Raw genomic sequence first — 26419 nt, forward strand, 5'->3', positions numbered from 1 at the left:
GGGGCCCCGGCCGGTCCGGGGCCTCATCGGCAGTTGCTCCAGCGGACGCCGCCGGCGTCGAGCCGCCGCACGCCCTTGTCCCTGGCGACCGTCCAGGCCACCTTCAGGGTGAGCGTGCCGCCGGCGGTCGCCGTGCCGCCGGTGCGCAGGCCGTCGCCGGTGGCGCGGCCCGTCCAGACGATGGTGATCCGGCCGCGCCGCACGTCGGGCCCTCCCGGGCAACCGGGCCGCGAACGCGGGTCGAGGACGCGGAAGGTCGTGCCGTCGACGACGATGCCGCGCGTGCCGGTGGCCGAGACGACCCGGCACGTCGCGGTGCAGGCCAGCGAGAACGCCCCGGCCCGCCCGGACCCCAGCCACGCCGACCGGGGCGACACCCGGGCCGTGGGCGCCGCCGGTTTCGGCAGGTCGGCCTTCCGGTCCAGGGACGACAGCGCGGACCCGGCGGCCGGGCCGATCGCGGCCGTCCAGCGCGTCGGCGTCTCGGCCGGGACGGCCGCCTGCGCCGCCGCCCTGGTGACCACCGCGGGATGCGCGCGCGCGTTCAGCACGGCCCACACCAGGCCCACCACCAGCAGCCCGACGCCCAGCAGCAGGCCCAGCCTGGCCACCGTGCGGATCGGGGCCTCGCTCTCCTCCTCGGGCTCCTCCGGCTGCTCCCGCCAGAACTCCTGCCAGGGCGCCTCGCCGTCGAGCCGGTCGAGTCCGCCCGGCTCGCCGTTCCAGCCGATGCCGCCGTACCGGATGATCATCGCGCCGGGCGGGGCGGCGGCGCCGTCACCGCCACCGGCCTCACCGCCGCCGATCGGCGCGCTCAACGGGCCGGTCACCGGGCTGTTCACCGGGCCGCCGACCGGGCCACCCACCGGGCCGCCGACCACGGTGCCGCTGAGGCCGCCTTCTGCGCGGTTGTCGTAGACGAGCTTGTCGCCCGGGGAGCCGCCGCGGAAGGGCCGGGCGCGGCTCGTCGGCGTGAACGGGTGCCGCCCGCGTGCCGCCCGCCCCGGGGGCTCCTGGTCGGCGGCGGCCGCGCCCGCCGCCGACCAGGGGTTTCCCGGTGTCGCCGTCGTGGGGTCGGCGACCGGGGGCATCGACGTCGCCCCCACGCCCGGCGGGGCCGCGAACGGCTCCACCAGGGTGCGTGCCAGCACGGGGAAGCCGTCCGCCCGCCAGAGGGGTCCCTCTCCGGGCAGCGGCTGCGCCGAGGCGAGCCGGTTGGTCAGTGTGCCGGGCAGCTCCGCGATCGGCAGCCGGCGCAGCAGCGTGGCGGCCGACATGGTGCGGGGCGCGGCCCGGCAGGCGGCGCAGCCCTGGATGTGCCGGCTGATCCGGGCGCGGGCCCGGCGGCCCGGCGAGGTGACCCAGGCCGCCACCCGCGTGGTCAGATCAGGACATCCGGTACGGCCGCGCGCGGCGATGATCGCGGCGAACCAGCCCTCCAGCGCGTCGGCCGCCCGCGCCACCACGGCGCTGACCTCGTCCTGGTTCAGGCTGAAGACGGTGGCCAGCTCGGCGTCGGACAGGCCGTGGCGCAGGGACAGGTCCAGCAGCTCGCGCAGCGGGCGGTCGAGGGACAGCAGCGCCTCGGGCAGCAGCTCCGACATCCGCCCCGGACGCGACCAGGAGCCGATGCTGGCCGGCTTGGCCACGAACGCGCGGTGGGCGCGGGCCAGGGCGTAGAGCCAGGGCTGGTGCAGGGCGGGGTCGCGCAGCCGGTCCGCGTAGAGGTGGGCGGACACCAGCGCGCCGGCGGCCGCCTGCTCGGCGTCGCCCGCGGCCAGCTCGGTGCGGCAGTAGTCGTAGAGGCGGGAGCCGTGCGTGTCGCACAGCTCGCGGATGGCCTGGCGCGCTTCGTCCGAGAGCGTTCGCCACATGCGGTGTCGCACCTCCTCAGCGGTGTCTCAGACGGGCTGGGCCCCACCGGCGGAGCCGGGAACGGTGTCGAGCAGCGAGGCCTGCGCGAGATAGGCCCGCGTGGCCTCCGGATCGCCGGCGATGGCCCGCAGCCCGGCCATCGCCGCGGCCAGCCGGGCGCTGTCGCGCTCGCGCACGCCGGCCGGCCGCGTCTCGCCGCGCGGCATCACCCGCTGCAGCAGCACGGCCCGCCGCCGCCACGCCCACGCCTCCAGCGCGGTGGGCGGCGCGAAACCGCCGAGCACGGCCGCGATCACCTGGCCGACCTCGACGGCGTCGTGGATGCCGGCGTTCATGTTCAGGCCGCCGACCGTGGACGTCAGGTGCGCGGCGTCGCCGACGAACAGCACCCGCCCGCAGCGGTAGGACGTCAGCACGCCCCTGGACAGCCCGAACTGGTCGGCCCCGGTCACGTGGATGGGCCCGCTCGCCCCCGGCAGGGCGCGGCGGACCAGCATCGAGACGTTGGGCGAGGACAGCGGCTCGGTGGCGTCGCAGGGGATCCTGAAGATGATCCGCCAGTGGTCGGGCAGCGCGAGCAGCGTGCACGACTGCTGCACGTCGCGGACGTAGGTGAGCGGCGCCAGGCTGGGCAGCAGCCGGTCGAGCGGCGAGTCGGTGAACACCCGCAGCGCCTGCGTCGGGTAGGCCGACCTCGGGAAGGGCAGCCCCAGCGAGCCGCGCACCGTGCTGTGGCCGCCGTCAGCGGCGATCATGTACCGGGCCCGCGTCCAGGTCTGGCCGACGCGGACCCGGATGCCGGTGCCGCCCTCGGAGACGCCGTCGACGCGGGTGCCGAAGCGCACGTCGACGTCGGGGTAGGCGTGCAGGGCCGCCAGCAGCAGCGGGGTGAGCGCGGCCTGGTCGGCGTGGACCCTGAACGGGTGCTTGGTCAGGCCGTTGAGCCGGTTCATGCCCATCTCGGCCAGCACGATCCCTGACCGGTCGCGCCACTGCACCCGGTCGACCACGCGGCCCTTGGCGACGAGTTGCGAGGCCACGCCCAGCTCGTCGAGCAGGTCGAGCGTGGCCGGATGGAAGGTGCAGGCCCGCGCCTGCCCGGCGAGCTCGTTCTCCCGCTCCAGCACGGTGACCGGGATCCCGGCCCTGGCCAGCGAGAGTGCCGCGGTCAGCCCCGCCGGGCCGGCCCCGACGACGATCACGCCGTTCATGCGGGGCGCCTCCCCTGCTCCGCCATCTGGCGGCGGTAGGGCACGCGGCTGAGCGTGACGTGCTCGCCGATGGCCCGCGACAGGGCCCACCAGGCGGTGCAGAGGTTGGACGTGAGCAGCATGCGGTCGTTGCCGGCGCTGAGCGGCCCGAGCACGGGCAGCGTGGCCATGCCGGTGCCGGTGAACAGCAGCACCGCGTCGCCGGGCACCTCGGCCCGCTCGACCTGGGTGATCAGCTCGGCCGGGGTGACCGCGTAGGAGGAGTAGCCGCCCTTGGCCGCCCGCACCTGCACGACCTGCGTGACGTTGAGCCCCGCCGTCTTCCAGAAACGCTCGGCCAGCTCGGTCAGCCACGGCTGGTACGGCGAGACCAGCACGATGTCGCTCACGCCGGCGTGTTCCACCGCCTCCCTGGTGGCCTGCGTGGAGGAGGCGAACGGCACGCCGGTCGAGGCCGACAGCCGCGCGCACTGGTCGGCGTCGTCGTCGGGGCCCAGCAGGTAGCGGGACTCGCTGCAGGCCATGACCAGGGCGTCGAGCGGCAGGCCGTCGAACGCGCAGACCATGCCGGGCAGGGCCTCGTTGTAGCTCTCCAGCCGTTCGGCGAGCGACACTCCCCGGTGCACGGGGAAGCGGGTGACGTGCATGTCGGCACGCGAGCCGAGCAGGCGGGTCAGCTCGGGCTCCGCCGAGGGATTGGCGGGGGCGACGATCACGCCCACCCTGCCGCGGCTCATCTCGTACCTTCCGGGTCGGGGACCGTCCGCATGACGGTCAGGCCAGCGCCTGGTCGATCTCGCCGATCGCCTGCACGGACACCTGCCGGATCCGGCGCAGCCGGTGGACGGTGCGCGGCGGGGCCTCGGCCCGCGGCGGCTCGTCCCGGCCCTCGCTCCTCGGCTCGGCGGGCTGGGGTCGTGCGCCCCGGGCGTGCACCTCGTGCGGCTGCCGCCTGGACACCTCGTCGGTAAGCATGATCACTCCTGTCGGTCGCGGATCCGGGGGACGCGGGCCGGGCGCGGCCCGCGGACGTCGTGGCCACCGGCACGGGGGCCCGCGCGGGCGCCGGCCCCCTGAGGGGGCGGTCGATCAGAGCCGTGGCGCCCGTCACGCCGATCGTCGCGCCCGGCGTCGCCGCCGTGCCGGTGGCGCCGGCCGGGGAGCCGGGCGGGCCCGCCTCCCCGGCCGGGGAGGCCGTCGCCCGATCACGGGCGGACGGCCGCGAGGAAAGCCGGCCCCAGGCACTACCCCTTGGTTTGGCCGGCACGCCAGCCGCTACCGCGCCGGCCGACAGCACCGTGCCGACTTTGTCGGGCACGTGACGCACGGTGCCGGAGGGATGGGGTAGCGCCGGAGCCGGCCGCATGAGGGCCGCCGGCACGGCCGCGCGCGGCGCGGGCGGTGCGGGCGGGCCGGCGGGCGGCCAGGCCCGGCGGGGGAGGGGGAGCGGCGTCATCGCGCCGTCTCCGGGTCGAGCGCGGTGGCGGCCCTGTCGGACACGCTGTCGGACACGCTGTTGGGCACGCTGACGCAGACCATGCGCTCGGTCAGCCCCGCACGCGGCCCGCCGGCGCGCGAGCGGGCGGGCGGCGCGGTGCCGGCCACCGTGCGCGCGACCCTGGCGGCCAGCGCGAGGTGCTCAGCGCAGCGCCGGCTCACCTTCGACTCCAGCCCGGCCACCTGGGCCAGCCTGAGCCTGATGGGTTCCAGCGACGACCGGCGTTCGAGCCCGTCGAGGTCGGCCAGCCGGACGGGCCAGCGCAGCGCGTCGCGGCAGCGCTCGACCACCGCGGCGGGCAGCTCGGCGGCGGGCATCCCTTCGTGCCGCAGCCGGGTGGCGATCATGACGGCCGCGAACGACGTGCGGTCGAAGTGGGCCAGCCGGCCGGACAGGGCCGCGCCCAGCATCCTGGCGCGGTGGCCCAGGCAGACCGCGCTCCAGCCGAGCAGCAGCAGCCGGTCGGGGCCGGGTTCGGTGTGCCAGCCGGCCAGTCGCAGCTCGCGGGCCATGCGGTGATGCAGGCGCCAGCGGTGCCGCGGGCTGTCCAGCCAGATCTCGACCCCGCCCAGCGGCAGCTCGGCGACCTGGACGTCGCGGCTCGTCAGCGGGCCGGCGACCCGCGCGCAGATGCGCCGGACGACCTGCTGCTGCCCCCGGGAGACCGGATCCTCCAGGAAGCGTGAGCCGTCGAGGGAGTCCATGGTCACGTCCGGCCACCTCCTTGCCGGAGACTCTCGCGAATCGTCCGAGCTGTTAAGCCACAGTTACCACGCGCTCCGATACTGTGCTGGAAAGAGGCCCTATGTCAACTCACACTTTGCGAATATGTTGATACCTACCCGCCGGGCAGAGCTGGCTCGCGTGGCAGGGGACAGTGGGGGTCTCGTACCTTAGGCTGGGAAAAGTTCACGGGCGGTAGGAGGTGCGCCGTGGCGAACTTCGCCGAACGGCTCGATCTCGCGCTGACCAAGCGCGGCTTCACGGGCGCCCAGGTCGCCTCCGCCCTCACCGAGGCGGGCATACCCATCACGCGCGCCTACGTCAGCCAGCTGCGCACCGGCAAGCAGACCAACCCCACCCTCCAGGTGCTGCGGGCGCTGGCCGCCTGCCTCCAGGTGAGCGTGGGCTGGCTGGTGGGCGACGAGCACTACGAGTCCGGCGCGGTCGAAGACCTGCAACTGCGGGCGGCCGCGATCGGCCTGTCGGCCTCCGGGTTGTCGGAGGGGTCGCTGGCCGTCCTGCGCGGCGTGGTCGAGCTGGCGCGCCGGGCCGAGGGGCTGCCGGGCGAGCCGGAGCCGGCCGCCGAGATCCCCGAGGCCGCCACGCCGCTCAACGACTCACAGCGCCGCGCGCTCGGCAAGCGGCTGCACGGCCTGCGCATGGGCGTGCGGCTCTCGGTCGAGCAGGTCGAGGGCTCGCTCGGCAAGGGCGCCGCCGCGATCCCCGCGATCGAGGAGGGCCGCCTCGCGCCCACGCCGATCACGGTCGAGCGCCTGCTCGGCCTCTACGGCGTCACCGCCCCGCCGGTCCGCGAGTACGTGCTCTCGCTGGCCAGGGGCGAGCGCGAGGCCGCCTGGTACGACGCCCAGTCGGTGCCCGTCTGGCTGGCCACGGCCTACGCGCTGGAGCAGCGGGCCACGGTGATCCGCACCTACCATCCCCAGTTCGTCCCGCCGATGTTGCAGACCGAGGACTACGCGCGGGCCGCGATCACCGTGGCCGGGCCGGCCACGCTCGGGCAGTCGTCGGTGGAGGAGGCCCTGGCGCTGGTCATGGCCCGCCAGGAGGCGCTGGCCGGGGCCGGCGACACGGTGTTGTGGGCGGTGATCGACGAGGCCGTGCTGCTGCGCTCGATCGTCGGCCCGCACGCCCAGCTCCGCCAGCTCGACCTGCTACTCGACCACGCCAAGCGGCCCAACGTCTCGCTGCACGTCGTGCCGATCGACGACCCGGCGTACGTGCCCCGCACCGGCCCGTTCACGCTGTGGCGCTTCGCCGAGGCGTTCGAGCCCGACGTCGCCTGCGCCCACGGCGTCGAGGCCGACGAGCTGATCACCGACGCCGCCGCGGTCGAGACCTACCACCAGGCGTTCACGAAGTTGTCGGTGACGACCACCACCCGCGAGGAGACGTACGAGGTGCTGGAGTCCCACCGCGACCGCCTGTCACGCTCGACAGGGAAATGATCTCCGGCCGGCGGCCATTCAGGTAAGGCGTATTTCCGCAGAATTCATGCTTTTCCTGTTGTCTTCCAGCGCGCAACGAGGATCATAAGGTCTGGGTCATCGAGTGGGGTCCGAAAGGACCGGCTTTTCCCGAGATAGTGGGCGAGGGGAAAGGGGCAACACTCAATGCGTCAGCGTGCCATCCGAAACTTGGCGAAGCTGGAGATGACCCGAGCCATGACCACCCGCGTGCTCGACGCGGCCGCGGGCGGGAAGAACAACTTCTCGGCCGACCGCGACCTGGTACGCCGATATGACCAGGCCGCGTCCGTGACGACCACCGCCGCGCGGGCCGTGCTGCAGTTCCTGGTGCGCGTGGTCCGGCATCTGGCGGCCGAAGGCGTGGACCAGTTCGTCGTCGTGGGCAGCGGCGTGCCCAGCGGCCTGCCCCCGGGCGGCCGGTTGCACGACGTGGCCGCGGGCTGCCACGGCGGCCCCGGCGGCCCCGGCGGTGTGCCCGTCCGGGTGGTCTACGTGGAGAACGACCCGATGGTGCTGGCGGGCGCGCGGGCCACCATCGAGCCGGGCACCGATCTGGTCCGGGTGGTCGAGGGCGACGTGCGCGAGATCGACGCGATCCTCGGCGACCGGGTGGTGTGCGCCTTCCTCGACTGGGACCGTCCCGTGGCCGTGCTGCTGCTGTCCACCCACAGCCTGGCCGACGACGACCACGTCCACTACGTGATCGAGCGGGTCCGTCAGGCGGCGTCCGACGGCAGTTACCTGTCGCTGCTGCAGACCACCTTCGACGGCGTGCCGGGCGAGTTGCTGCCGGCGGTCCGGGACCTGCTGGCGATGACGCTGCCCGGCCACGCGATCCGCGGCAGGCAGGAGGTGGCGGCGCTGCTCGACGGGCTGGTGCTGGTCGATCCCGGGCTGGTGTGGGTCCCGGAGTGGCGGCCCGACGACCACGGCGCCGCCTGCTCCGCCCGGCCGAGCTCGTCGGGCACGTACGGCGCCGTGGCACGCGTCCCGTGAACGCCCGGCCGTCCGTCGAGCCTCTGTGAACGCCTGATCGCCCGTCGAGCCTCTGTGTACGCCCGGCCGTCCGTCAGGCGCCTGTCGAGGCGGCGGCGGGCGTGGCCGGCTCACCGGCCGCGCCCTTGGGCGGCTCGACCCCGAACGCCAGCACCGCCACCACCGACAGGATGAGCGGGACCGCCCCGAGCAGCGCGGTCGTGCCGATCGACGGCGCCGCCGCCCCCGCCACGAGCACGGCGGTCACGGCCACGCCGCCGGCCTTGCCCATCCCCGCCGACAGCCCGGAGCCGCGCGAGCGCACCCGGGTCGGGTAGATCTCCGAGCTGTAGGCGGCCAGCACCGCGGCGATCGTCGCCGTCCCCACGATCGGCCCGGCCAGCAGCAGGTACAGCCAGGTACGGTCGTGCGCCAGCGTCTCGCCGGAGAAGGCCAGCACCGCCAGCGCCACGCCGACCAGCGCCGACAGCGTGACGATCGTCTTCTTCGCGCTCCACAGGCCGTACATGGCGGCCGAGATGAAGATCAGCGGCAGGCCCAGCAGCGTCGAGTCGCGCAGCGCCCGGTCGGCCGTCTGCTGGTCCAGGCCCAGCTTCTGCAGGTTGGACGGGATCCACAGCTGGAAGCCGTAGGTGACCAGGCCGATGCTCAGCCCGAGCACCACGACGGCCACCGTCAGCCCGGTGAACGGAGGGCGGAACAGCCGCGAGTAGCCGCCCGCGTGCTCGTCCTCCACCCGCTCGACGCCGGCGGCGGCCTCCTCGGTGGTGGCGGCCGCGCCGTACCTGGCCAGGACCGCGCGGGCCTCGGCGTCGCGGCCGTGCGCGAGCAGGAAGCGCGGCGACTCGGGGATGAACCGGTTGAGCAGGATGAGGAACACGCCGGTCGGCAGCCCCACCAGCCACAGCACCCGCCAGGAGAACGTCGGCGCCAGCGACGCCGACAACCAGCTGGCCGCCAGGTAGGCGACCGCCAGGTTGCCGCCGATGAGCACCATCACCCAGCCCTTGTGCCGCGGCGGGATCGTCTCGGCCAGCAGCGAGAACGTGATCGGCAACATGCCGCCCGCGCCCAGCCCCATGGCCACGCACATGGCCAGGTTCCACTCGAAGTCCGGCATGACGCCGCAGATCGCGGTGCCGATGAACAGCACCCCGGCGAACAGGATCGACGGCTTGCGCCCGATCTTGTCGCCCATCCAGCCCCACAGCAGCGAGCCGAGCACCGTCCCGGTGAGCCCGGCCAGCGGCAGCAGCGCCACGGGCAGCTCGCCGGCCGGGTTGAGCGCGGACTTCAGCCCGTACTCCTTGGCCATGCCGGGCGCGACGAAGCCGAGCGTGATCGGCTTCATGGCGTCGATGATCACAGCGACCGACATGACCACGATCAGCCCGATGTGCGCCGGACGCATGCGCGCGTCGTCCAGGGCGCGGACGCGTACCTCGGCGGCCGGTCTGGCGGTCAGCGCGCCGGGCGGGATCAGCCCGTACGCGGTGACCGCCAGCCCCGCCACGATCAGCGCCATGCCGATCGTCATCGGCAGGTCCATCGGCATGCCCGCCAGGCGGTAGTGCATGTCGGCGCCGTGCAGGTACATCGGCAGATGCAGCACGACGCCGGCCACCGTGGCCAGGAAACCGAGCCAGAAGTACAGCGGTCGAGCCAGCTCGACGCCCCCCATCGCCCCTCCGTAGGCAGAACCGTGAGCAGATCCGTGATCAGATCAGGCGGCCGCCGCGCAGCCGCCATTCGACGAACAACACCCGCATCGGCCCGTTCACGAACAACCACTGGCCGACCCAGACGAAGGCGAACATCACCGCGAACGCCCACCCCCTGACCGGCCCGGCGACGCCGGGGACGAGCCCGTTGTCCAGCAGCACCCACATCAGCAGCCCCTCGGGCACGGCCGTGACCAGCCCGAACAGCGTCGGCCAGTCCTTGTCCCAGCGGAACTGCATGAGCAGGTGGTACAGCAGCTCCCACCCGGCGCCCACGACGGCGACGGCCAGCAGCACGAGGAAGGCGTCCCGGAAGGACATCGGCAGCACCAGGGTGATCAGCGCGGTCAGCGCCGCCCCCACGGTGGCCAGCGTGAACAGCCGGGTCTGCAGCCGCCCGGCCAGCGTCGGGATCAAGGGAGCCTCCTGTTTCCCGCCCACCGCAGCCACTGGGCCGTGGACCGCACCGGCCCGAGCCCCTTGCAGAACCCGCGCCTGGTCAGGTCGGCGGCGATGTCGAGCGCGGCGGTCTGCATGCCGAGGAAGCTGTCCACGGCCAGGAAGTGGTTGCCGGCCGTGGCGGCGCCGGAGGCGTACAGGACGCCGCCCTCGCTCTCGGCGCCGAGCACCTCGAAGTTCTGGCCGACGCTCAGCCGGCCGGCCTTGTTGGGCCGGGCGCCGCCGTGCCGCAGCAGGTCGTCGAGGACGCGGTGCTCCGGCATGTCGGCCTCCAGGCCGGTGCAGTCGATGATGAAGTCGGACACGTACTGCATGGCGGCGGCGTTCACGCTGCGGGTGTGGGTGATCAGGCGGCCGTCGGGGGCGCGTTCGATGCGGTCGACGACGGCCTGCGTGGGGTGGTACCAGTTGCCCTGCCGGCCTCTGCGCATCTGCTCCTGCCAGCGGGCCAGCTTCGGGGTGGTGGTGCCGGCCACCGTCTTGGAGATCAGGGCGCGCTGCTCGGGCGTGGCCTTCCTGAAGCGGGCCTTGAGCTGGCCGCCGAAGGCCGACTTGGGCATCGTGAACGCCTGGTAGGCCCAGCCGTCGCCGCCCTTGCGCCGCATGAACACGCTCGGGCCGTGCGGGCCGGCCACGTACGTGCGGAACAGGTGGACGATCTGGGTGTGCAGGCCGTACCGCTCGCGGTCGTCCATCAGGCGCTGGAGCACCCGCGAGGCCACGATCCCGGCGCCGCGCACGACCACCACCCCGGGCCGCTTGCGCAGCTGGTCGTAGACGTGCTCGTGCGGCTCGTAGGCGTTGACCACCCGGTAACGCTCGCCCTGCGCCTGCCGGAACTCCTGGAGGTCGTCGAGGAACTTCAGCCCCGGGTAGCCGACGGCCAGGTGCACGTACTGGGAGCGCAGCACCACCCGCTTGGTCGGCGAGGTGCCCGGCGGCGGCGTCAGCACGGTGAAGTAGCCGCCGCCCATCCGCTTCCTGACCATGCGCACCTGGCCCTTGGCCAGCATGTGCCAGTAGCCGATGCGGTCGGCCTCGCGCCGCACGGTCTGGGTGACCAGCCCGGCGCGCGGACTGTAGAAGTCGGTGAACAGCGGCTCGGCGAGCACCTGGAGGATCGGCTTGAGCGAGCCGTCCTGCCAGGCCTCCTGCACCGCGTAGGAGGGGAAGCCCCAGATGTTGTCGGGACGCGCCCCCGCGTCGGACCGGATGCGCTCGTGCGCGGGCAGCTGCGAGACGCGGGTCAGGTACTCCCACGTCTGCCAGGGGGTGTCGCTGGTGGAGAGCACCCGCATGGCCGGGATCGGCACGCCTCTGATGCGCAGCACGTCGACCAGCGTGAACGAGCCGAGACCGCCGCCCACCGACACCAGCGGCACGTCGTGGACGGGGATGCCGGCCGACTGCACCAGCCAGTCCGTCCAGGACGAGGAATGCAGTAGCTCCGGAGTCAGGTCTCCCCGTGACATGCTGTGACCGAGCCCTCCCTGTCGCGGTTAAAAGTAGCGTAAAAGCCGGGGATTCAGTCCCACCAGAACGACCAGGCGTGTCGCCCGATGATCTGCTCGGCGTACCCCTGGAGGTCGCCCGGCCCCTGCACGACGTTGTCGGGACAGAACGCCCAGTGCTCGGCGGCGACGTGGAGGGCGTGCTCGGGGTCGGCCGGCGGCGCGGCCACGCTGAGATCGAGCGTGTTGAACCCGACGCTCACCACGCGGGCCCCGAACCGGTCCTCCCAGCTGCGCACCACGGCCGCCAGCGGCACCATCCACTCGTTGTGGTGCAGCGCGCCCTGCCACCCCATGACCGCCAGCGCGTCGGCCCCCCGGCCGGCCGCGACCAGCCCGAGCGGCATGCCCTTGGGCGCCAGCTCGCGGGCCAGCCAGTCGGCCACGTCGCCGGGGTCGGCGCGGGGCACCCCCGGCGGCGCCAGCCCCGGGCAGAGCGCCCCGTACGGCTCTAACTCCGCCAGCGCGTCGCGCGGCATCTGTGCGACCCACTCCTGCCACACCTCGGTCATGAACCCCTCGGCGGTGAAGTGGCCGATCAGCATCGGGTCGTCGGGCACGATCTGCCCGATCGCCCACGGCTGGGCCGACTCGTCGAGCAGGACCGGCCACAGGCCGCTGTGGGCGTGCCAGACCCGCATGAACGACCAGTCCTCGCCGGCGGCGGGCTCGTCGCTCATCCAGAACGCCGGCCGGGCCGCCACGGCCTGCCGGGTGTAGGCGGGGTCGGGCCAGACCACGTCGCCCGCGGGCAGGCCCGGGGGCAGTCTGCGCCCCCTGCCGCCGTCGGCGAACAGCTGGCACAACTCAGGTGGCAGCTGGTGATCGTCCATGCCCTACCGTTCCGATACCGAATCCCGTCTCGGAGATGGTAGTGCCGCCGGTCGCCCCGGGGCTTTGGCGGCACGCGAAACCTTCTTGGACCAGCGGATGCGGTACTTCACGGCACAATGATGGCTGTGATGCCCTTTGACGCGGTTCTCACCGATCTTGATGGCGTGCTCCGCCTCTTCGACCACACCGCCCAGGCCGAGATCGAGGCCCGGTACGCCCTGCCGCTCATGGCCACGGCCTTCGCTCCCGAGCTGATCGAGCCGGCCATCCTGGGCCGGATCAGCGAGCGTGAATGGCTGGCGGCGGTGGCGGTCGCCCTCGGCGGTGACGAGCGGGCCCGCCAGGCGGTGGCCGAGTTCGCGGCGGTGCCGTTCCGGGTGGACGAGGAGGTCAGGGAGCTGCTGGCCAAGGCGCAGCAGCACGTGCCGGTGATCATCGTGACCAACGCCACGGACACCGTTGAGGAGCACCTCGACCGGCTCGGGCTCACCTACTTCGCCGACGACCTGGTCAGCAGCGCCAGGGTCGGCGTGATCAAACCCGACCCGCGCATCTACGAGATCGCCGCCGAGCGCGCCGGGGCCGACGCCGCGCGCTGCCTGTTCGTCGACGACCGGCTGCCGAACGTGGAGGCCGCCAGGGCGCTCGGCATGACGGGCGTCCACTACCGCAGCGTCGCCGACCTGGCGGCCGTCCTCGGCGGGCTCTGAGGCCGGACGTGCGCCGGCCCCGCCCGCGGGAGAACGGGCGGGGCCGGCGGGCGGTCAGTCGGCGCAGATGGCGAACACACTGATGCCGACGTCGTTGTAACCGATCTGGCGGCCGAGGGCGATCCAGCCGCGGGCGTCGTCGGTGGGGAACGACCCCACCAGGATCGCGCCGTTGCCCCGGGCCTCGCCGCCGCCGCCGAGCACGTGCTTGGAGCCCGGGCAGTAGACGGTGCGGCGCTGGAAGTTCGGGACGTTGGCGTTGGGCAGGCTGACGAGCTGGTAGCCCGGGGGCAGCGCGGCGCGGGTGGCCGCCGAGACGGGACTGGACGCCTGGAGGGCCACGACGGTGGCCGTGACGCAGGCAGCGGTGGCGAGGGCGATGACGGAAAGGAACAGAGACTTCTTGACTGGCATGGTCTCTCCTTGTCCTGTTCCCTGACAGGCACGGTTTCCGGGCAGCACGCGACACGCCGGCTCATGCGGTGCTTAAGGGGGCGACGTGAGAGCAGGGATGAGGGTGTTGACACGTTGAGTATCTGCTCCGTCGCATTCCGTGTCCATACGTGTTCCGCAGGTTTTCCGGGAATCCGGGCTTTTCCGGGAATCCGGGTTTCCGGCGCGGCCCGCGCCGGCCGCGCCGGAAACGTCAAGCGGCCCCGATCATGGGCCCGGTCGTGGGCCCGGTCGTGGGCCCGGTCGTGGCGCCGGTCAGTAGCCGCTGCCGCCGCCGTAGGGCGACTTCGTCCTGGGGGCGGCGGAGCGGGTGGGGGCCGGCGTGCTCGCGGGGGCGGCGGCCGTGGAGGTCGGCTTCGTGCCGGCGGGGGCGATCACGCCGATCAGGCCGTGCTTGGCGCCCTCGATGCCGGCCGAGAACCACAGCGTGTTCACGCCGCCGGTGGCCGCGGTGCCGGGTTCGAGGTCCCACAGGCCGGGCAGCTTGACGGGCCGGCCGCCGGACGTGGTGATCGCGCCCAGGTGCCGGTCGCCCTTGTAGGCGTGCACGGTGCCGTCGCCGAAGTTGCCGACCAGCAGGGCGCCGGCGTACTGGCCCCAGCCGCGCGGCGCGGCGGTCATGGCCCAGGGGGCGTCGAGCCCGACCCTGGAGATGCGGCCGGTCAGGCGGCCGTCGGCGTCGAAGCGGCTCACGAAGCCCTTGCCGGCGCCGAAGACGGGCTTGCCGGTGGTACGGTCGCGCAGCGCGTACGCCACCCACACGCTGCCGTTGACCACGGCCACGTTGTAGGCGTTGTAGCCGCGCGGCACCCGCGAGTCCTGGAACTGCCAGCCGGCCAGGCGGATGCGCCGGAAGTTCTCGTCGAAGGCGTGCACCCGGCCGTGGGCGAAGTCGGCGGCCAGCAGGAACTCGCCCTCGTCGGTGCGTACGAGCTCCAGGCCCTTGTAGTCGGCGCCGCGGGTGAACGCGGCGATCACGGCGTTGGCCGGGTCGGCCTCGGCGTTCCAGCCGGTGATGGCGCCGCTCGGGCTGCTGAAGATGAACGTGGCCGGTCTCCCCTTCACGGTGAAGCCGTCACCCGGGTTGAACACCTGGCCGGTCGGGGAGCCGCCGGGGATCCACACCTCCGTCTTCTCCTTGCGGCCCGTGCCGGAGTACACGGTGGCGGTGCCGGTGCCGGCGTTGGAGACCCACAAGGTCTTGCCCATGGCCAGGCCCCACGGGTTGACGACCTTGGGGTCGGTGACCGGGGCCTTGCCCTTGACGTCCGACACAAGGTTGATGACGTCGAAACGGGTCCTGGTGGTCGCCTGCGCGGGGGCGGTGAGGGTCGTCCCCGCCACGACGGCGACAGCGCAGAGCGTGATGATGCGGAGCCGCATCCGTGCCTCCTAGTGAGCGCTTGTGACGCGAGATACGCGGTGGGCGCGCAGCGGGTTCAGCCGGGCCGGAAATATCGGCGGGCGAGTTTTCCCGTCCAGGGCGGGGGAGAAGGAGAGTCATGAACGTGTTGGGCATCGACATCGGCGGTTCGGGAATCAAGGGCGCCCCGGTCGACACCGAGGCCGGAGAGCTCGTCCAGGAGCGGTTGCGCATCGCCACGCCCCAGCCGGCCAAGCCCGAGGGGGTGGCCGAGGTGGTGGGCGAGATCGTCAAGCATTTCGACTGGGACGGCCCGGTCGGCGTCACCTTCCCCGGCGTCGTCGTCGACGGGGTCGTGCAGACGGCGGCCAACGTCCACCACTCGTGGATCGGCGTCGACGCCGCCGCGCTCTTCGGCGGCGCGACGGTGCTCAACGACGCCGACGCCGCCGGCATCGCCGAGATGACCTTCGGCAGGGGCCGCGACCAGAAGGGCACGGTGCTGATCCTGACCTTCGGCACGGGCATCGGCAGCGCCCTGTTCGCCGACGGCACGCTGGTCTGCAACACCGAGCTCGGCCACCTGGAGCTGCGCGGCAAGGACGCCGAGGAGCGCGCGTCGGCACGGGCCCGCGAGGAGCACGACCTGAGCTGGGAGAAGTGGGCCGAGCGGGTCGAGGAGTATCTCAGGCACGTGGAGATGTTGTTCTCGCCGGGCCTGATCGTGATCGGCGGGGGCGTGAGCAAGAAGGCCGACAAGTTCCTGCCGCACGTCACCCTCGACACCCCCGTGGTCCCCGCCGCCCTGCAGAACGAGGCCGGCATCATCGGCGCCGCCCGCCACGCCGCCACCACCGGGCCGGCGCGGTAGGGGCCGCCGCCGCGGTCCCGGCGCGGCCGGGAGCGCGGGCGGCGGTGCCGGGCGCGATATTGGGATGCGGGAGGCGGGCCGCGTCGGGCACCATGGGCCGTTGGCTCCGGGGCCACGGGGCTCAAATATCCTGAAAGCAGTATGGGAACGCCTTCGTTGTCCTCTCCGCTCGCCGACCTCCAGTCCCGCCTGCCCGAGCTCATGCCGCGCGACCAGCGGCGGCTGCGGCGCAGGCTCGACGGCATGCGCCGGGTCCGCTCCCGCGACGCCCGGGACAAGATCGTCACCGAGATCCTCGCCGACGTCGAGCGCGCCGAGCAGCGGCTGGCGCGCCGCCGCGAGGCCGTGCCGCAGGTCCGCTACCCGGAGAACCTGCCGGTCTCCCAGCGCAAGGACGACATCCTGGCCGCCATCCGCGACCACCAGGTGGTGATCATCGCGGGCGAGACGGGCTCCGGCAAGACGACCCAGATCCCCAAGATCTGCCTTGAGCTCGGGCGCGGCGTGCGCGGGCTGATCGGCCACACCCAGCCGCGCCGCATCGCCGCCCGTACCGTCGCCGAGCGCGTCGCCGAGGAGCTCGGCACCGAGCTCGGCGAGGTCGTCGGCTACAAGGTGCGCTTCACCGACCAGGCGAGCGACCGCACGCTGGTCAAGCTGATGACCGACGGCATCCTGCTGGCCGAGCTGCAGAACGACCGCATGCTCGACCAGTACGACACCCTGATCATCGACGAGGCCCACGAGCGCAGCCTCAACATCGACTTCATCCTCGGCTACCTCAAACAGCTCCTTCCGCAGCGCCCCGACCTCAAGGTCGTCATCACCAGCGCCACCATCGATCCCGAGCGCTTCTCCCGCCACTTCGGCGACGCGCCGATCATCGAGGTCTCCGGCCGCACCTACCCGGTCGAGGTCCGCTACCGCCCGCTGGCGGAGGACGACGACCAGACCGGCGGCATCGTCGACGCCTGCCGTGAGCTGGTCACCGAGGGCCCCGGCGACATCCTGGTCTTCCTGTCCGGCGAGCGGGAGATCCGCGACGCCGCCGACGCCCTGTCCAAGGCCGACTTCCGCAACACCGAGATCCTGCCGCTCTACGCCCGGCTCAGCGCCGCCGAGCAGCACCGCGTCTTCCAGCGTCACACTGGCCGCCGGATCGTGCTGGCCACCAACGTGGCCGAGACCTCGCTGACCGTGCCCGGCATCAAATACGTGGTCGATCCGGGTTTCGCCCGCATCTCCCGCTACAGCCACCGCACCAAGGTGCAGCGCCTGCCCATCGAGCCCATCTCGCAGGCCAGCGCCAACCAGCGCAAGGGCCGCTCGGGCCGCACCTCCGACGGCATCTGCATCCGGCTCTACGAGGAGGAGGACTTCCTCTCCCGGCCGGAGTTCACCGACCCGGAGATCCTGCGCACCAACCTGGCCTCGGTCATCCTGCAGATGACCTCGATCGGGCTGGGCGACATCGAGGCGTTCCCGTTCGTCGAGCCGCCCGACCGCCGGCAGGTCAAGGACGGCGTCAACCTGCTCCACGAGCTCGGCGCGTTCGACGCCCAGGGCAAGCTCACCGGAATCGGCCGCAAGCTGGCGAGCCTGCCGGTCGACCCGCGTCTCGGCCGCATGGTGCTGGAGGCCGAGAAGAACGGCTGCCTGCGCGAGGTCATGGTGATCGCCGCCGCCCTGTCCATCCAGGACCCGCGCGAGCGGCCGTCGGACAAGCAGCAGCAGGCCGACGAGAAGCACCGGCGCTTCGCCGACCCCGACTCCGACTTCCTGACCTACCTCAACCTGTGGAACTACCTGCGCGACAAGCAGAAGGAGCTGTCCTCCAGCGCCTTCCGGCGGTTGTGCAAGGCCGAGTTCCTCAACTACCTGCGGGTCCGCGAGTGGCAGGACATCTACAGCCAGGTCCGCCAGGCGCTCGGCGCCCAGCCCGGCAGCGCGCCCGCCGACCCCTACCAGGTGCACGTGTCGCTGCTGGTCGGGCTGCTGTCGCACATCGGCGTCAAAGACGTCATGGACAAGCAGCGCGCGGCCGACGGGCGGCGGCCGATGCAGGAGTACATCGGCGCGCGCAACGCCCGCTTCGCGATCTTCCCCGGCTCGGCCCTGGCCAAGAAGCAGCCGCAGTGGGTGATGTCGGCCGAGCTGGTCGAGACCTCGCGGCTGTGGGCCCGGGTCAACGCCAAGATCGAGCCCGACTGGGTCGAGCCGCTCGCCCAGCACCTGGTCAAGCGCACCTACTCCGAGCCCCACTGGGAGAAGAACCAGGGCGCGGTGATCGCCCTGGAGAAGGTCACCCTGTACGGCGTGCCGCTCGTGGTCGGCCGCAAGGTCAACTACGGCCGCATCGACCCCGACCTGTCGCGCGAGCTGTTCATCCGGCACGCCCTGGTCGAGGGCGACTGGGACACCCACCACCGCTTCCTCAAGGACAACCGGCGGCTGCTCGAAGAGGTCGAGGAGCTGGAGAACCGGGCCCGCCGCCGCGACATCCTGGTCGACGAGGAGGTCCTGTACGACTTCTACGACCAGCGCGTCCCGGCCGACGTCGTCTCGGCCAGGCACTTCGACTCCTGGTGGAAGAAGGCCGGGAAGGAGCAGCCGGAGCTGCTCACGTTCTCGCCGGAGATGCTGGTCAACGAGGGCGCCGACATCAGCGCCCGCGACTATCCCGACACCTGGAAGCAGCTCGGTCAGCGGATGAAGCTGACCTACCAGTTCGAGCCGGGCGCCAACGCCGACGGCGTCACCGTCCACGTGCCGTTGCAGGTGCTCAACCAGGTCAACTCCGACGGCTTCGACTGGCAGATCCCAGGCCTGCGCGAAGACCTGATCACCGCGCTGATCCGGTCGCTGCCCAAACACCTGCGCCGCAACTTCGTGCCCGCCCCCAACTACGCCAGGCAGGTGCTGGCCGGGGTCAGGCAGGGCGGCGAGCCGCTGCTGGAGGCCGTGGAGCGGGAGCTGCTGCGGCTCACCGGCGTCCGGGTGCCGCGCGAGGCCTGGCAGCTCGACCAGGTGCCCGACCACCTGCGCATCACCTATCGGGTGATCGACGAGCGCAAGCGCACAGTGGCCGAGGACAAAGACCTCGACGCGCTCAAGCGCCGGCTCGCGCCGCGCCTGCGCAAGACCCTGTCGGAGGCCGGCGACGACCTGGAGCGCACGGGCCTGCGCACCTGGAGCTTCGGCACCCTGCCCAAGGTGTTCGAGCAGGGCCGGATGAAGGGCTACCCGGCGCTCGTCGACGCGGGCGAGTCGGTCTCCGTCAAGATCTTCGAGACGGCCGCCGAGCAGCGCCGCGCCCACTGGCCTGGCACCCGCCGGCTGCTGCTGCTCAACGTCACCAACCCGGCCAGGTCGCTGCTCGGCGGCCTGTCCAACCAGGCCAAGCTGGCGCTGTCGCGCAGCCCCCACGGCGGCGCCGTCGCGCTGTTCGACGACGTCGTCAACGCGGCCGTCGACAAGCTGATGCTCGACCTCGGCGGCCCCGCCTGGGACCCGGCCGCGTTCGACCGCCTCTACCAGCACGTCCGGGCCGAGCTGCACGACACGGCGGCCGACGTGCTGGCCAAGGTCGAGCAGATCCTGAGCGTCTGGCACGCCATCGGCACCCGCCTCGACGGCCTGCGCGCGAGCGCCTCCACCGACGACGTGCGAGAGCAGCTGGGCAAGCTGGTCTTCAAGGGCTTCGTCACCGCCACCGGCAGCCGCCGCCTGCCCGACGTCCTGCGTTACCTGCGGGCCATCGAGCGGCGTCTCACCAAGCTCCCGGAGGAGCCCTGGCGGGACGAGGAGTGGATGGACCGCGTGCACAAGATCGAGGACGATTACCACGACCTGCTGGCGAGCCTCCACCCGGCCCGCCGGGGCGACCCCGACGTGACGGAGATCCGCTGGATGATCGAGGAGCTGCGGGTCAGCTTCTTCGCCCAGACCCTCGGCACCCCCACGCCGGTGTCGGAGAAGCGCATCGCCAAGGCGATGGAGAAGCTGCGGCCCTGAACCTCGGGGCGGCACACGGACGTACAGGGGGAGTGATGGTCAAGGCCGTCAAGGCCGTCGTGCTCGACGTCGGCGAGACGCTGATCGACGAGACGCGCATCTGGTCGCGCTGGGCCGAGCGGCTGGGGGTGAGCAGGTTCGTGCTCATGGGCGTGCTCGGCGGCATGGCGGCGCTCGACCGCTCCCACCGGGAGGCCTTCCAGCTCGTCCGGCCCGGTCTCGACGTGGAGGCGGAGATGGCCGCCTGGGAGCGCGACGACCCGGCCGGGCTGCGCAACCACTTCGACGGCGACGACCTCTACCCCGACGTCCGGGAGGCCCTGGCGGCGCTGCGCGCGGCAGGGTTCCAGGTGATCATCGCCGGCAACCAGCCCAGCCGGGCCTTCGACGCCCTGGTGGCGATGGACCTGCCGGTCGACTCGGTGCACACCTCCGAGGGCTGGGGGTTGTCCAAGCCCGCCCCCGAGTTCTTCGCCAAGGTGGCCTCGGTGGCCGGTCGCGAGCCGGGGGAGATCCTCTACGTCGGCGACCGGCTCGACAACGACGTGCTGCCCGCCGCCCGTGCGGGCATGCGCACGGCGTTGCTGCGCCGCGGCCCCTGGGGTTTCCTGCACGCCGAGCGCCCGCAGGCGAAGGCCGCCGACATGATCGTCGACGACCTGCACGCCCTGCTGCCCGCCCTGCGCCGGCTCACCTGAGGCCCACGGGGATGATCCGGATCAGGTGAGCCGCGCTGCGCCCGTGCGGGTCAGGTGAGCCGCGCGTGGGCTTCTGCGGGTCAGATGAGCCGCGCGCGGGCTGCCGCGGGTCAGGTGAGGTCCTCGTCGGGGTCGATGCGCAGGGCGCGCTCCTCGGCCGACAGGTCCTCCCGGTCCGCGTCCCAGTCCACGCCGATGGCCTCGTCCTCGGTGTCGGGGTGGGCGCCCTCGTCGGGCTCGGTCAGGCGGTGCTCCTCGCGCGGGGCGCGGCGCGGGCGGTCGGGCAACTCCTGGCGCAGCCGCTCGTCGAGCGTGGCCTCGTGCTGGGGGTCGTCCTCTTTGACCTCGTGGTGCAGGCCGAGGTCGTCGGTCCACTCCCTGACCTCGATGTCCTGCTCGTCGGCCATGCCGAATCGGTCTGGAGGTAGTTCGCTCATACTGCGCCCTCTACCCACCGTACGGACCGGAATCCTACGACTTGGCCCGGCTTAGGGCCTCCTGTAGCTCATCCTTGTCCATCTGGGACCGTCCGGGGATGTCGGCCTGCTTGGCCTGCTCGTACAGCTCCGCCTTCGTGGGCCCGGCCGCGCCGCCGCCCTTCAGGGCCCGCAGCTCCTCCTCCCGGCGCTGCAGGAACGCCTTGCCCAGCTCGCGCAGCTCGGCCTCCTTGTGCTCCTCGACGCCGTGGTGGGCGTCCAGGCCGGGGTAGACGCGGTCCTCCTCGGCGCGGGCGTGCGCGGTCAGCAGAGCGCGCAGCTCGGCCCGCCCGGTCAACGTCCGATCGCGGCGCCGACCAGGGAGCGGGGGTCGGCGGCGCCGGCCAGCATGCCGTCGGGGCGCACGTCGATGAGGTGGGCGTGGCCGAAGGAGCCGCCGTACGGCAGCGTGCGCACCGGGTGGCCGAGCACGGTCAGGCCGTCGGCCCAGGTCGTGCCCTCCTCCAGGTCGAGCACGGCGTCGTCGGGGGCGTCCCAGGTGTCGAAGCCGTTGCCGCCGCCCAGCCGCCAGCGCGGCGCGGCGAGCGCCTGGCCGGGCTCCTCGCCGTGGCGCAGCAGGCGGGTGATGATCTGGGCCAGGATCTGCGGCTGGGCGTCGCCGCCCATCGTGCCCACGACCGTGCGCAGCCCGCCGCCGGGACGGGTGATCAGCGCGGGGGCCAGGGTGTGCGGCGGACGGCGGCCGGGGCCGTACTCGGCCGGGTGGCCGGGACGCAGCGAGAAACCGATGCCGCGGTTGTGGAGGTTGATCCCGGTACGCGGCTCGAAGAGCATGCCGCCGAACCCCGACGCGTTCGACTGGATCAGCGACACCCCCATGCCGTCGCCGTCGACCGCACACAGGTACGTCGTGTCACCGTCGGCGGACGGCGCCCGCAGACGGCTGCGCCTGACCGGGTCGACCAGGGCCCGGCGGCGGGCGATCTCGCCGGGGTCGAGCAGGTCCTTGGCGTCTTCGTGCAGCAGGTCGAGCCGGTCGTGCCCGGCGGCCCTGGCGGCCTCCGACAGCAGGTGGGCCCAGGCCGGATGGCGCGGCGAGCCGGGCAGGTCGAGCCCGTCGAGGACGGCCAGGGACATCAGCAGCAGGTAGCCCTGGGAGTTGGGCGGCATCGACCACACGTCGTGGCCGAAGGCGCGCACCCGCAGCGGCTCGACCCAGTCCGCGCCGGGGACGGCCAGGTCGGCGGCGGTGTACTCGCCCGCGCCGAGCTCGATCAGGCCCTGCCCGAACTCGCCGAGGTAGAAGCCGTCGCGGCCGCCGTCGGCCACCGCCTGGAGCGCGCGGGCCACGCCCGGACGGGTGACGCGATCGCCGGCCCGGCGTACGGAGGCGAAGTCGCCGCCGCCCGGCCGCGCGGCCGCCGTACGGGCGCCCGGGACCAGTAGCGGCGAGGCGGGGAAGCCGTCGCGGGCCAGCGCGATCGCGGGCCGCAGCAGCTCGGCCATGGGCAGGCGGCCGTGCCTGGCGTGCAGGGCGAGCCACCCGTCGACGCAGCCGGGCACCGGCACGGACCGGATGTCGTGCAGGTGCGGCATGCGGGTGTGCCCCTCGGCGCGCAGCCGGGCGGGGTCGGCGCCGGACCCGGCGCGGCCGGAGGCGTTGAGCGCGGTCACCGTGCCGGGAACTGTGCCGGTGACTGTGTCGGCGACTGTGCCGGTGGCCGTGCCGTCGTGGACGAGCGCGAACAGGTCTCCGCCGAGCCCGCACATGTGCGGCGCGACCACGGCGAGCACGGCGTTGGCCGCGATCGCCGCGTCGGCCGCCGAACCGCCGCGGTCCAGCGCGCCCACCCCGGCGGCCGAGGCCAGGTGGTCGACGGTGCAGACCATGCCGTTCGGGGCGTATCTGGTGTTGTGCACGTGAAGAGACTAAGCCCGTTCCGGGGCCAGACGGTGCTCCAGACGGCGCTCCAGGCGCGGCCGGAAGGCCGCCTGACGGACGGTCCGGCCGGACAGGCGGGCCAGCACGAGCGCCGCGAGCAGCGTCGCGGCCACGCACGACACGCCGCCGATGCCCAGCGACAGGCGCGGCCCGAACGCGTCGCTCAGCCACCCGAGCAGCGGCCCGCCGATCGCGCCCGCCCCCGCGCTCACCATGCCCAGCGCGGCGATGACCCGCCCGCGCATCGCGTCGGGGCTGTCGAGCTGCGCCCGCGCCGAGACCGTGGTGTCGATGATCACCGCGCCCGCCGCGATCGGCAACATCATCGTGGCGAACGTCCCCAGAGCGGGCATCAGGCCGCTCAGCGTCTGCGCGACCCCGGTCAGGAACGCGGTGATCAGCAGTAGCCGGATCGTCAGGTGCGGCCGGGCGGCGGCCAGGAAGCCGCCCACGACCGTGCCGGCGGCGAACACGCTGGACAGCAGGCCGTACCCGGCGGCGCCGGCCGCCAGCGGGCCCGCGCTCATGGCGGCCATGGTGACCTGGTAGTTGCGGCCGAGGCTGCCCAGCACGAGCGAGAGCGCCAGCATCACGAGCAGCCAGGGGGTGCGCAGCACGTACCGCAGGCCGGCCGCGACCGCGCCGGGCTGCCGCTCGGAGCCGGCGAGCCGGTGGAACTCGGCGCGCCGCATGAGCGCGACGGCCGCGATCACGACGAAGAAGGTGGCCGCATTGAGCAGGAAGAGCCCGCCGTTGCCGGTCAACGGCAGCAGCACGCCGGCCAGGCTCATGCCGAGAATGCGTCCGCCGGAGTTGAGGATCGAGCCGAGCGCCATGGCGTTGGGCAGGTCGGCCGGCGGCACCACCTCGGCCCCGAACCGTCCGAGCGCGGGCCCGCCGAGCGCGGAGACCACGCCGCCCGCCAGCGCCACCGCGTAGATCGGCACGACGGAGTCGCCGCCGGAGAAGGCGATCACCGCCAGGACGGCGGCCAGCGCGGCCTGCGCGAGCTGCGCGGCGACGACGACGGGCCGGGTGGGCAGCCGGTCGGCCAGCGCCCCGCCCCACATGCCCAGCAGCAACGTCGGCAGCGCCTGCATCACCAGGCTGAGCCCCACGCTGGTGGCCGACCCCGTCATGGTGAGGATCAGCCAGTTCACCCCCAGGACCTGCATCCAGGTGCCGGTGACGGACACGATGTCGGCTCCCGCCCAGAGCCGGTAGTTGTGGTGGCGCAGGGCGCGGAAGGTGGAGGAGCGCGGTGGCAAGACTGGTCCTAGCCTCGGTACGGGGAAACGCGGGAGTCAACGCGCGGCACGATCGCGACGATTCCGATTTGCCCGAAATGTGAGGTAAGACACGGTTAAAATAGGTTTAGCGTGAAAAATTAGACCAGTTCGAGCGGGCGGTCCCGGTCCACCAGGGCCGCGTAGTGGCCGCCGAGCGCCATCAGCTCGTCGTGGGTGCCGCGCTCGACGACCTTCCCGTGGTCGAGCACGACGATCTGGTCCGCGTCGCGGACGGTCGACAGGCGGTGGGCGATCGTGATCGTCGTCCGCCCCCGCGCCAGCGTGTCCAGGGCTTCCTGGACGGCTCGCTCGGTCTGGGTGTCGAGGGCGCTGGTGGCCTCGTCGAGGATCAGCACCGGCGGGTTGCGCAGCAGCGTGCGGGCGATGGCCAGGCGCTGCTTCTCGCCGCCGGAGAACCGGTAGCCGCGCTCGCCCACCATCGTGTCGTAGCCGTCGGGCAGCGAGGCGATGTGGTCGTGGATGCGCGCGGCCCGCGCCGCCGCCTCCAGCTCCTCGTCGGTGGCCGCCGGACGGGCGAAGCGCAGGTTGTCCGCGATCGAGGCGTGGAACAGGTACGTCTCCTGCGAGACCACCCCGACCACCTCGCTCAGCGTCTCGAACGTCAGGTCGCGCACGTCCACGCCGTCGATGGTGACCCGGCCGCCGGTCACGTCGTACAGGCGGGGGAGCAGGTAGCTGAGGGTGGTCTTGCCCGAGCCGGTCTCGCCCACGACGGCCAGCGTCGTGCCCGCGGGGACGGTGACGTCGACGGCGTGCAGGGTGCGCTCGTCCTCGTAGGCGAAGTCGACGCGCTCGAAGCGCACCTCGCCGCGTACCCGGTCGAGGGTGCGGGTGCCGGGGTGGATGTCCACCGACAGGTCCAGGTACTCGAAGATGCGGCCGAACAGCGCCAGCGAGCTCTGCACCTCGACGCCCAGCCGCAGCAGCGACACGGTCGGCCGGAACAGGCTCGACTGCAGCGTGGTGAAGGCCACGAGGGTGCCGACGGAGATGATGCCGGTGTAGCCGACGGCCCAGTAGATCAGGGCGGGCATCGCGGCCATGATGATCTGGATCGACGACTGCCGCCAGCGTCCGGCCATGCTCGTCCGTACGCCGAGCTCGGCCAGCTCGTCGGAGGCGCGGCCGAACCGGTCGGTCAGCTCGGCGGAGCGGCCCATCGTCCGGCCCAGCAGGACGCCGCTGATCGACAGCGACTCCTGGACCATCGAGGAGATCACGGCGAGCTTGCGCTGCCGTTCGTTGGTGATGCGCTTGCGCTCGGCGCCGACCTTCCTGCTGATCCACACGAACACCGGCAGCAGCAGCAGCGAGATGACCGTCAGCCGCCAGTCGAGGGCGAGCATCGCCACGATCGTGGCGATCACGGTGGTGAGGTTGGAGATGATCGAGGTCGCGGTCGAGGTGACGACCGACTGCATGCCGCCGATGTCGTTGGCGATGCGCGACTGCACCTCGCCCGTCTTGGTGCGGGTGAAGAAGGCCAGCGACATGCGCTGGAGGTGGGAGTAGACCGAGATGCGCAGGTCGTGCATCACCCGCTGGCCCACGGTGGTGGAGATGAGCGTCTGCAGCACGTCGAACACGCTCGTGGTGACCGCGACCGCGATCATGCCGAGCGCCAGCAGCGTGAGCAGCAGCGCGTCGCGGGACGGGATCGCCACGTCCAGCACCTCGCGCAGCAGGAACGGCGAGGCCAGCCCGACCAGGGACGACAGCAGGATGAACGCGCCCACCAGGACCAGCCGGCCGCGGTAGGGGGTGAAGAGTCCGATGATGCGCCGCAGCGGCGCGCGTGGTTCGTCGGCCAATAGGAGGCCTCCTTTCGGATGTCCACTCAAACAGAGGTTAACTCATAATTGTTCCGGCTAAAATCGTCGGTATGGGAGAGAAGGAGCTCGCGGAGCTCTTGCACCTGGTCAGCAGGCGTCTGCGGCACGGATACGTGCACCGGCTGGTGCCGCTCGGGCTCAATCCGGGGCAGGCGCGGGCGTTGCGCGTGCTGGGCGAGGCCGGCCGGCCGCTGCGGATGGTGCAACTGGCCGACGAGCTGCGGATCGTCCCGCGCTCGCTGACGCCCGTCGTGGACGCGCTGGAGGAGGCCGGGCTGGTGCGCAGGGAGGTCGATCCGGCCAACCGCCGCTCGACGCTCGTCGTGATCACGGACGCGGGCCGGGCCATGGCCGAGCGGGCCAGGGACGCGCGCAGGGAGGCCGGCGAGGGCCTGTTCGCGGTGCTGTCCCAGGAGCAGCGCGACCAGCTCAGGGATCTGCTCGGCGCGGTGGACGGCCAGTTCCGGTGACCAC

23 protein-coding genes are annotated in these 26419 nt (G+C 72.8%); 7 read left to right on the plus strand and 16 right to left on the minus strand.

Annotated elements, in window-relative coordinates; all coding sequences use genetic code 11:
• Positions 1 to 23: 23 nt before the first annotated feature.
• From AB0J76_RS17290 to AB0J76_RS17310, 5 genes are all read right to left on the minus strand, one after another.
• On the minus strand, positions 24 to 1874 hold the full coding sequence (locus AB0J76_RS17290; protein ID WP_364389885.1) for a hypothetical protein: 1851 nt from the start codon (positions 1872 to 1874) through the stop codon (positions 24 to 26).
• A 27-nt stretch (positions 1875 to 1901) separates the two neighbouring features.
• Complete coding sequence (locus AB0J76_RS17295; protein WP_352330776.1) at positions 1902 to 3086, minus strand: FAD-dependent oxidoreductase; 1185 nt, start codon at positions 3084 to 3086, stop codon at positions 1902 to 1904.
• A complete protein-coding gene (locus AB0J76_RS17300) occupies positions 3083 to 3823 on the minus strand; it encodes a hypothetical protein (protein ID WP_352330774.1) in 741 nt (246 codons plus the stop codon). The genes AB0J76_RS17295 and AB0J76_RS17300 overlap by 4 nt, the downstream gene beginning before the upstream one ends.
• A gap of 37 nt (positions 3824 to 3860) precedes the next feature.
• Positions 3861 to 4061 (minus strand): hypothetical protein, encoded by a 201-nt coding sequence (locus tag AB0J76_RS17305; protein ID WP_352330772.1) that lies wholly within the window; start codon positions 4059 to 4061, stop codon positions 3861 to 3863.
• A 477-nt stretch (positions 4062 to 4538) separates the two neighbouring features.
• On the minus strand, positions 4539 to 5294 hold the full coding sequence (locus AB0J76_RS17310) for a hypothetical protein (protein WP_352328331.1): 756 nt from the start codon (positions 5292 to 5294) through the stop codon (positions 4539 to 4541).
• A 222-nt stretch (positions 5295 to 5516) separates the two neighbouring features.
• Here AB0J76_RS17310 and AB0J76_RS17315 point away from each other — a divergent pair, with 222 nt between their 5' ends.
• Entirely contained in the window at positions 5517 to 6773 is a 1257-nt protein-coding gene (locus AB0J76_RS17315; RefSeq protein WP_352328332.1) for a Scr1 family TA system antitoxin-like transcriptional regulator, read from the plus strand.
• A gap of 189 nt (positions 6774 to 6962) precedes the next feature.
• The gene (locus AB0J76_RS17320) at positions 6963 to 7790 is read left to right on the plus strand and encodes an SAM-dependent methyltransferase (protein ID WP_352328333.1); all 828 of its coding nucleotides are present in this window, start codon (positions 6963 to 6965) and stop codon (positions 7788 to 7790) included.
• A gap of 73 nt (positions 7791 to 7863) precedes the next feature.
• Here the strand turns inward: AB0J76_RS17320 and AB0J76_RS17325 are convergent, their stop codons facing one another.
• The 4 genes from AB0J76_RS17325 to AB0J76_RS17340 are packed head-to-tail and all read right to left on the minus strand — an operon-like array spanning position 7864 to position 12314.
• Positions 7864 to 9471 (minus strand): MFS transporter, encoded by a 1608-nt coding sequence (locus AB0J76_RS17325; protein ID WP_352328334.1) that lies wholly within the window; start codon positions 9469 to 9471, stop codon positions 7864 to 7866.
• Positions 9472 to 9508: 37 nt separating this feature from the next.
• Positions 9509 to 9928, minus strand: a complete 420-nt coding sequence (locus tag AB0J76_RS17330; protein ID WP_352328335.1) for a hypothetical protein — start codon at positions 9926 to 9928, stop codon at positions 9509 to 9511.
• Positions 9925 to 11442 (minus strand): hypothetical protein, encoded by a 1518-nt coding sequence (locus tag AB0J76_RS17335; protein WP_352328336.1) that lies wholly within the window; start codon positions 11440 to 11442, stop codon positions 9925 to 9927. Before AB0J76_RS17335 ends, AB0J76_RS17330 begins: the two co-directional genes overlap by 4 nt.
• Before the next feature lie 53 nt (positions 11443 to 11495).
• Positions 11496 to 12314, minus strand: a complete 819-nt coding sequence (locus tag AB0J76_RS17340) for a DUF4253 domain-containing protein (protein ID WP_352328337.1) — start codon at positions 12312 to 12314, stop codon at positions 11496 to 11498.
• Between the two features lie 129 nt (positions 12315 to 12443).
• On the opposite strand from AB0J76_RS17340, the gene AB0J76_RS17345 reads away from it, so the two are divergent.
• Positions 12444 to 13025: an HAD-IA family hydrolase gene (locus AB0J76_RS17345; RefSeq protein WP_352328338.1), complete on the plus strand. Its 582-nt coding sequence runs from the start codon at positions 12444 to 12446 to the stop codon at positions 13023 to 13025.
• Positions 13026 to 13079: 54 nt separating this feature from the next.
• Here the strand turns inward: AB0J76_RS17345 and AB0J76_RS17350 are convergent, their stop codons facing one another.
• Both AB0J76_RS17350 and AB0J76_RS17355 read right to left on the minus strand, forming a co-directional pair.
• Positions 13080 to 13439, minus strand: a complete 360-nt coding sequence (locus AB0J76_RS17350; protein ID WP_364389890.1) for a hypothetical protein — start codon at positions 13437 to 13439, stop codon at positions 13080 to 13082.
• 294 nt (positions 13440 to 13733) lie between these two features.
• The gene (locus AB0J76_RS17355; protein ID WP_352331224.1) at positions 13734 to 14861 is read right to left on the minus strand and encodes a TIGR03118 family protein; all 1128 of its coding nucleotides are present in this window, start codon (positions 14859 to 14861) and stop codon (positions 13734 to 13736) included.
• Positions 14862 to 14980: 119 nt separating this feature from the next.
• Here AB0J76_RS17355 and ppgK point away from each other — a divergent pair, with 119 nt between their 5' ends.
• The 3 genes from ppgK to AB0J76_RS17370 all read left to right on the plus strand — a co-directional run bounded on the left by ppgK (position 14981) and on the right by AB0J76_RS17370 (position 20424).
• Positions 14981 to 15712, plus strand: coding sequence for a polyphosphate--glucose phosphotransferase (gene ppgK / locus AB0J76_RS17360; protein WP_352331223.1), 732 nt, complete (start codon positions 14981 to 14983; stop codon positions 15710 to 15712).
• Between the two features lie 141 nt (positions 15713 to 15853).
• Positions 15854 to 19726 carry an ATP-dependent RNA helicase HrpA gene (gene hrpA, locus AB0J76_RS17365; protein WP_352321568.1) on the plus strand — a complete coding sequence of 1291 codons (3873 nt, stop codon included), beginning with the start codon at positions 15854 to 15856 and terminating at the stop codon, positions 19724 to 19726.
• Between the two features lie 35 nt (positions 19727 to 19761).
• On the plus strand, positions 19762 to 20424 hold the full coding sequence (locus AB0J76_RS17370) for an HAD family hydrolase (protein WP_352321566.1): 663 nt from the start codon (positions 19762 to 19764) through the stop codon (positions 20422 to 20424).
• Between the two features lie 110 nt (positions 20425 to 20534).
• On the opposite strand, the gene AB0J76_RS17375 is transcribed toward AB0J76_RS17370, so the two are convergent.
• From AB0J76_RS17375 to AB0J76_RS17395, 5 genes are all read right to left on the minus strand, one after another.
• Entirely contained in the window at positions 20535 to 20831 is a 297-nt protein-coding gene (locus AB0J76_RS17375; protein WP_352321564.1) for a DUF5709 domain-containing protein, read from the minus strand.
• A 64-nt stretch (positions 20832 to 20895) separates the two neighbouring features.
• Entirely contained in the window at positions 20896 to 21198 is a 303-nt protein-coding gene (locus AB0J76_RS17380) for a hypothetical protein (RefSeq protein WP_352321562.1), read from the minus strand.
• Positions 21195 to 22781 (minus strand): gamma-glutamyltransferase, encoded by a 1587-nt coding sequence (locus tag AB0J76_RS17385; protein WP_352321561.1) that lies wholly within the window; start codon positions 22779 to 22781, stop codon positions 21195 to 21197. The genes AB0J76_RS17380 and AB0J76_RS17385 overlap by 4 nt, the downstream gene beginning before the upstream one ends.
• A 9-nt stretch (positions 22782 to 22790) precedes the next feature.
• A complete protein-coding gene (locus tag AB0J76_RS17390; protein WP_352321559.1) occupies positions 22791 to 24071 on the minus strand; it encodes an MFS transporter in 1281 nt (426 codons plus the stop codon).
• Between the two features lie 119 nt (positions 24072 to 24190).
• Entirely contained in the window at positions 24191 to 25924 is a 1734-nt protein-coding gene (locus AB0J76_RS17395; protein ID WP_352321557.1) for an ABC transporter ATP-binding protein, read from the minus strand.
• Positions 25925 to 25995: 71 nt separating this feature from the next.
• On the opposite strand from AB0J76_RS17395, the gene AB0J76_RS17400 reads away from it, so the two are divergent.
• Positions 25996 to 26415 (plus strand): MarR family transcriptional regulator, encoded by a 420-nt coding sequence (locus AB0J76_RS17400; protein WP_352321555.1) that lies wholly within the window; start codon positions 25996 to 25998, stop codon positions 26413 to 26415.
• Positions 26416 to 26419 lie beyond the last annotated feature (4 nt).

This window comes from Nonomuraea sp. NPDC049624, assembly GCF_040675255.1.
Classification (GTDB): Bacteria; Actinomycetota; Actinomycetes; order Streptosporangiales; family Streptosporangiaceae; genus Nonomuraea.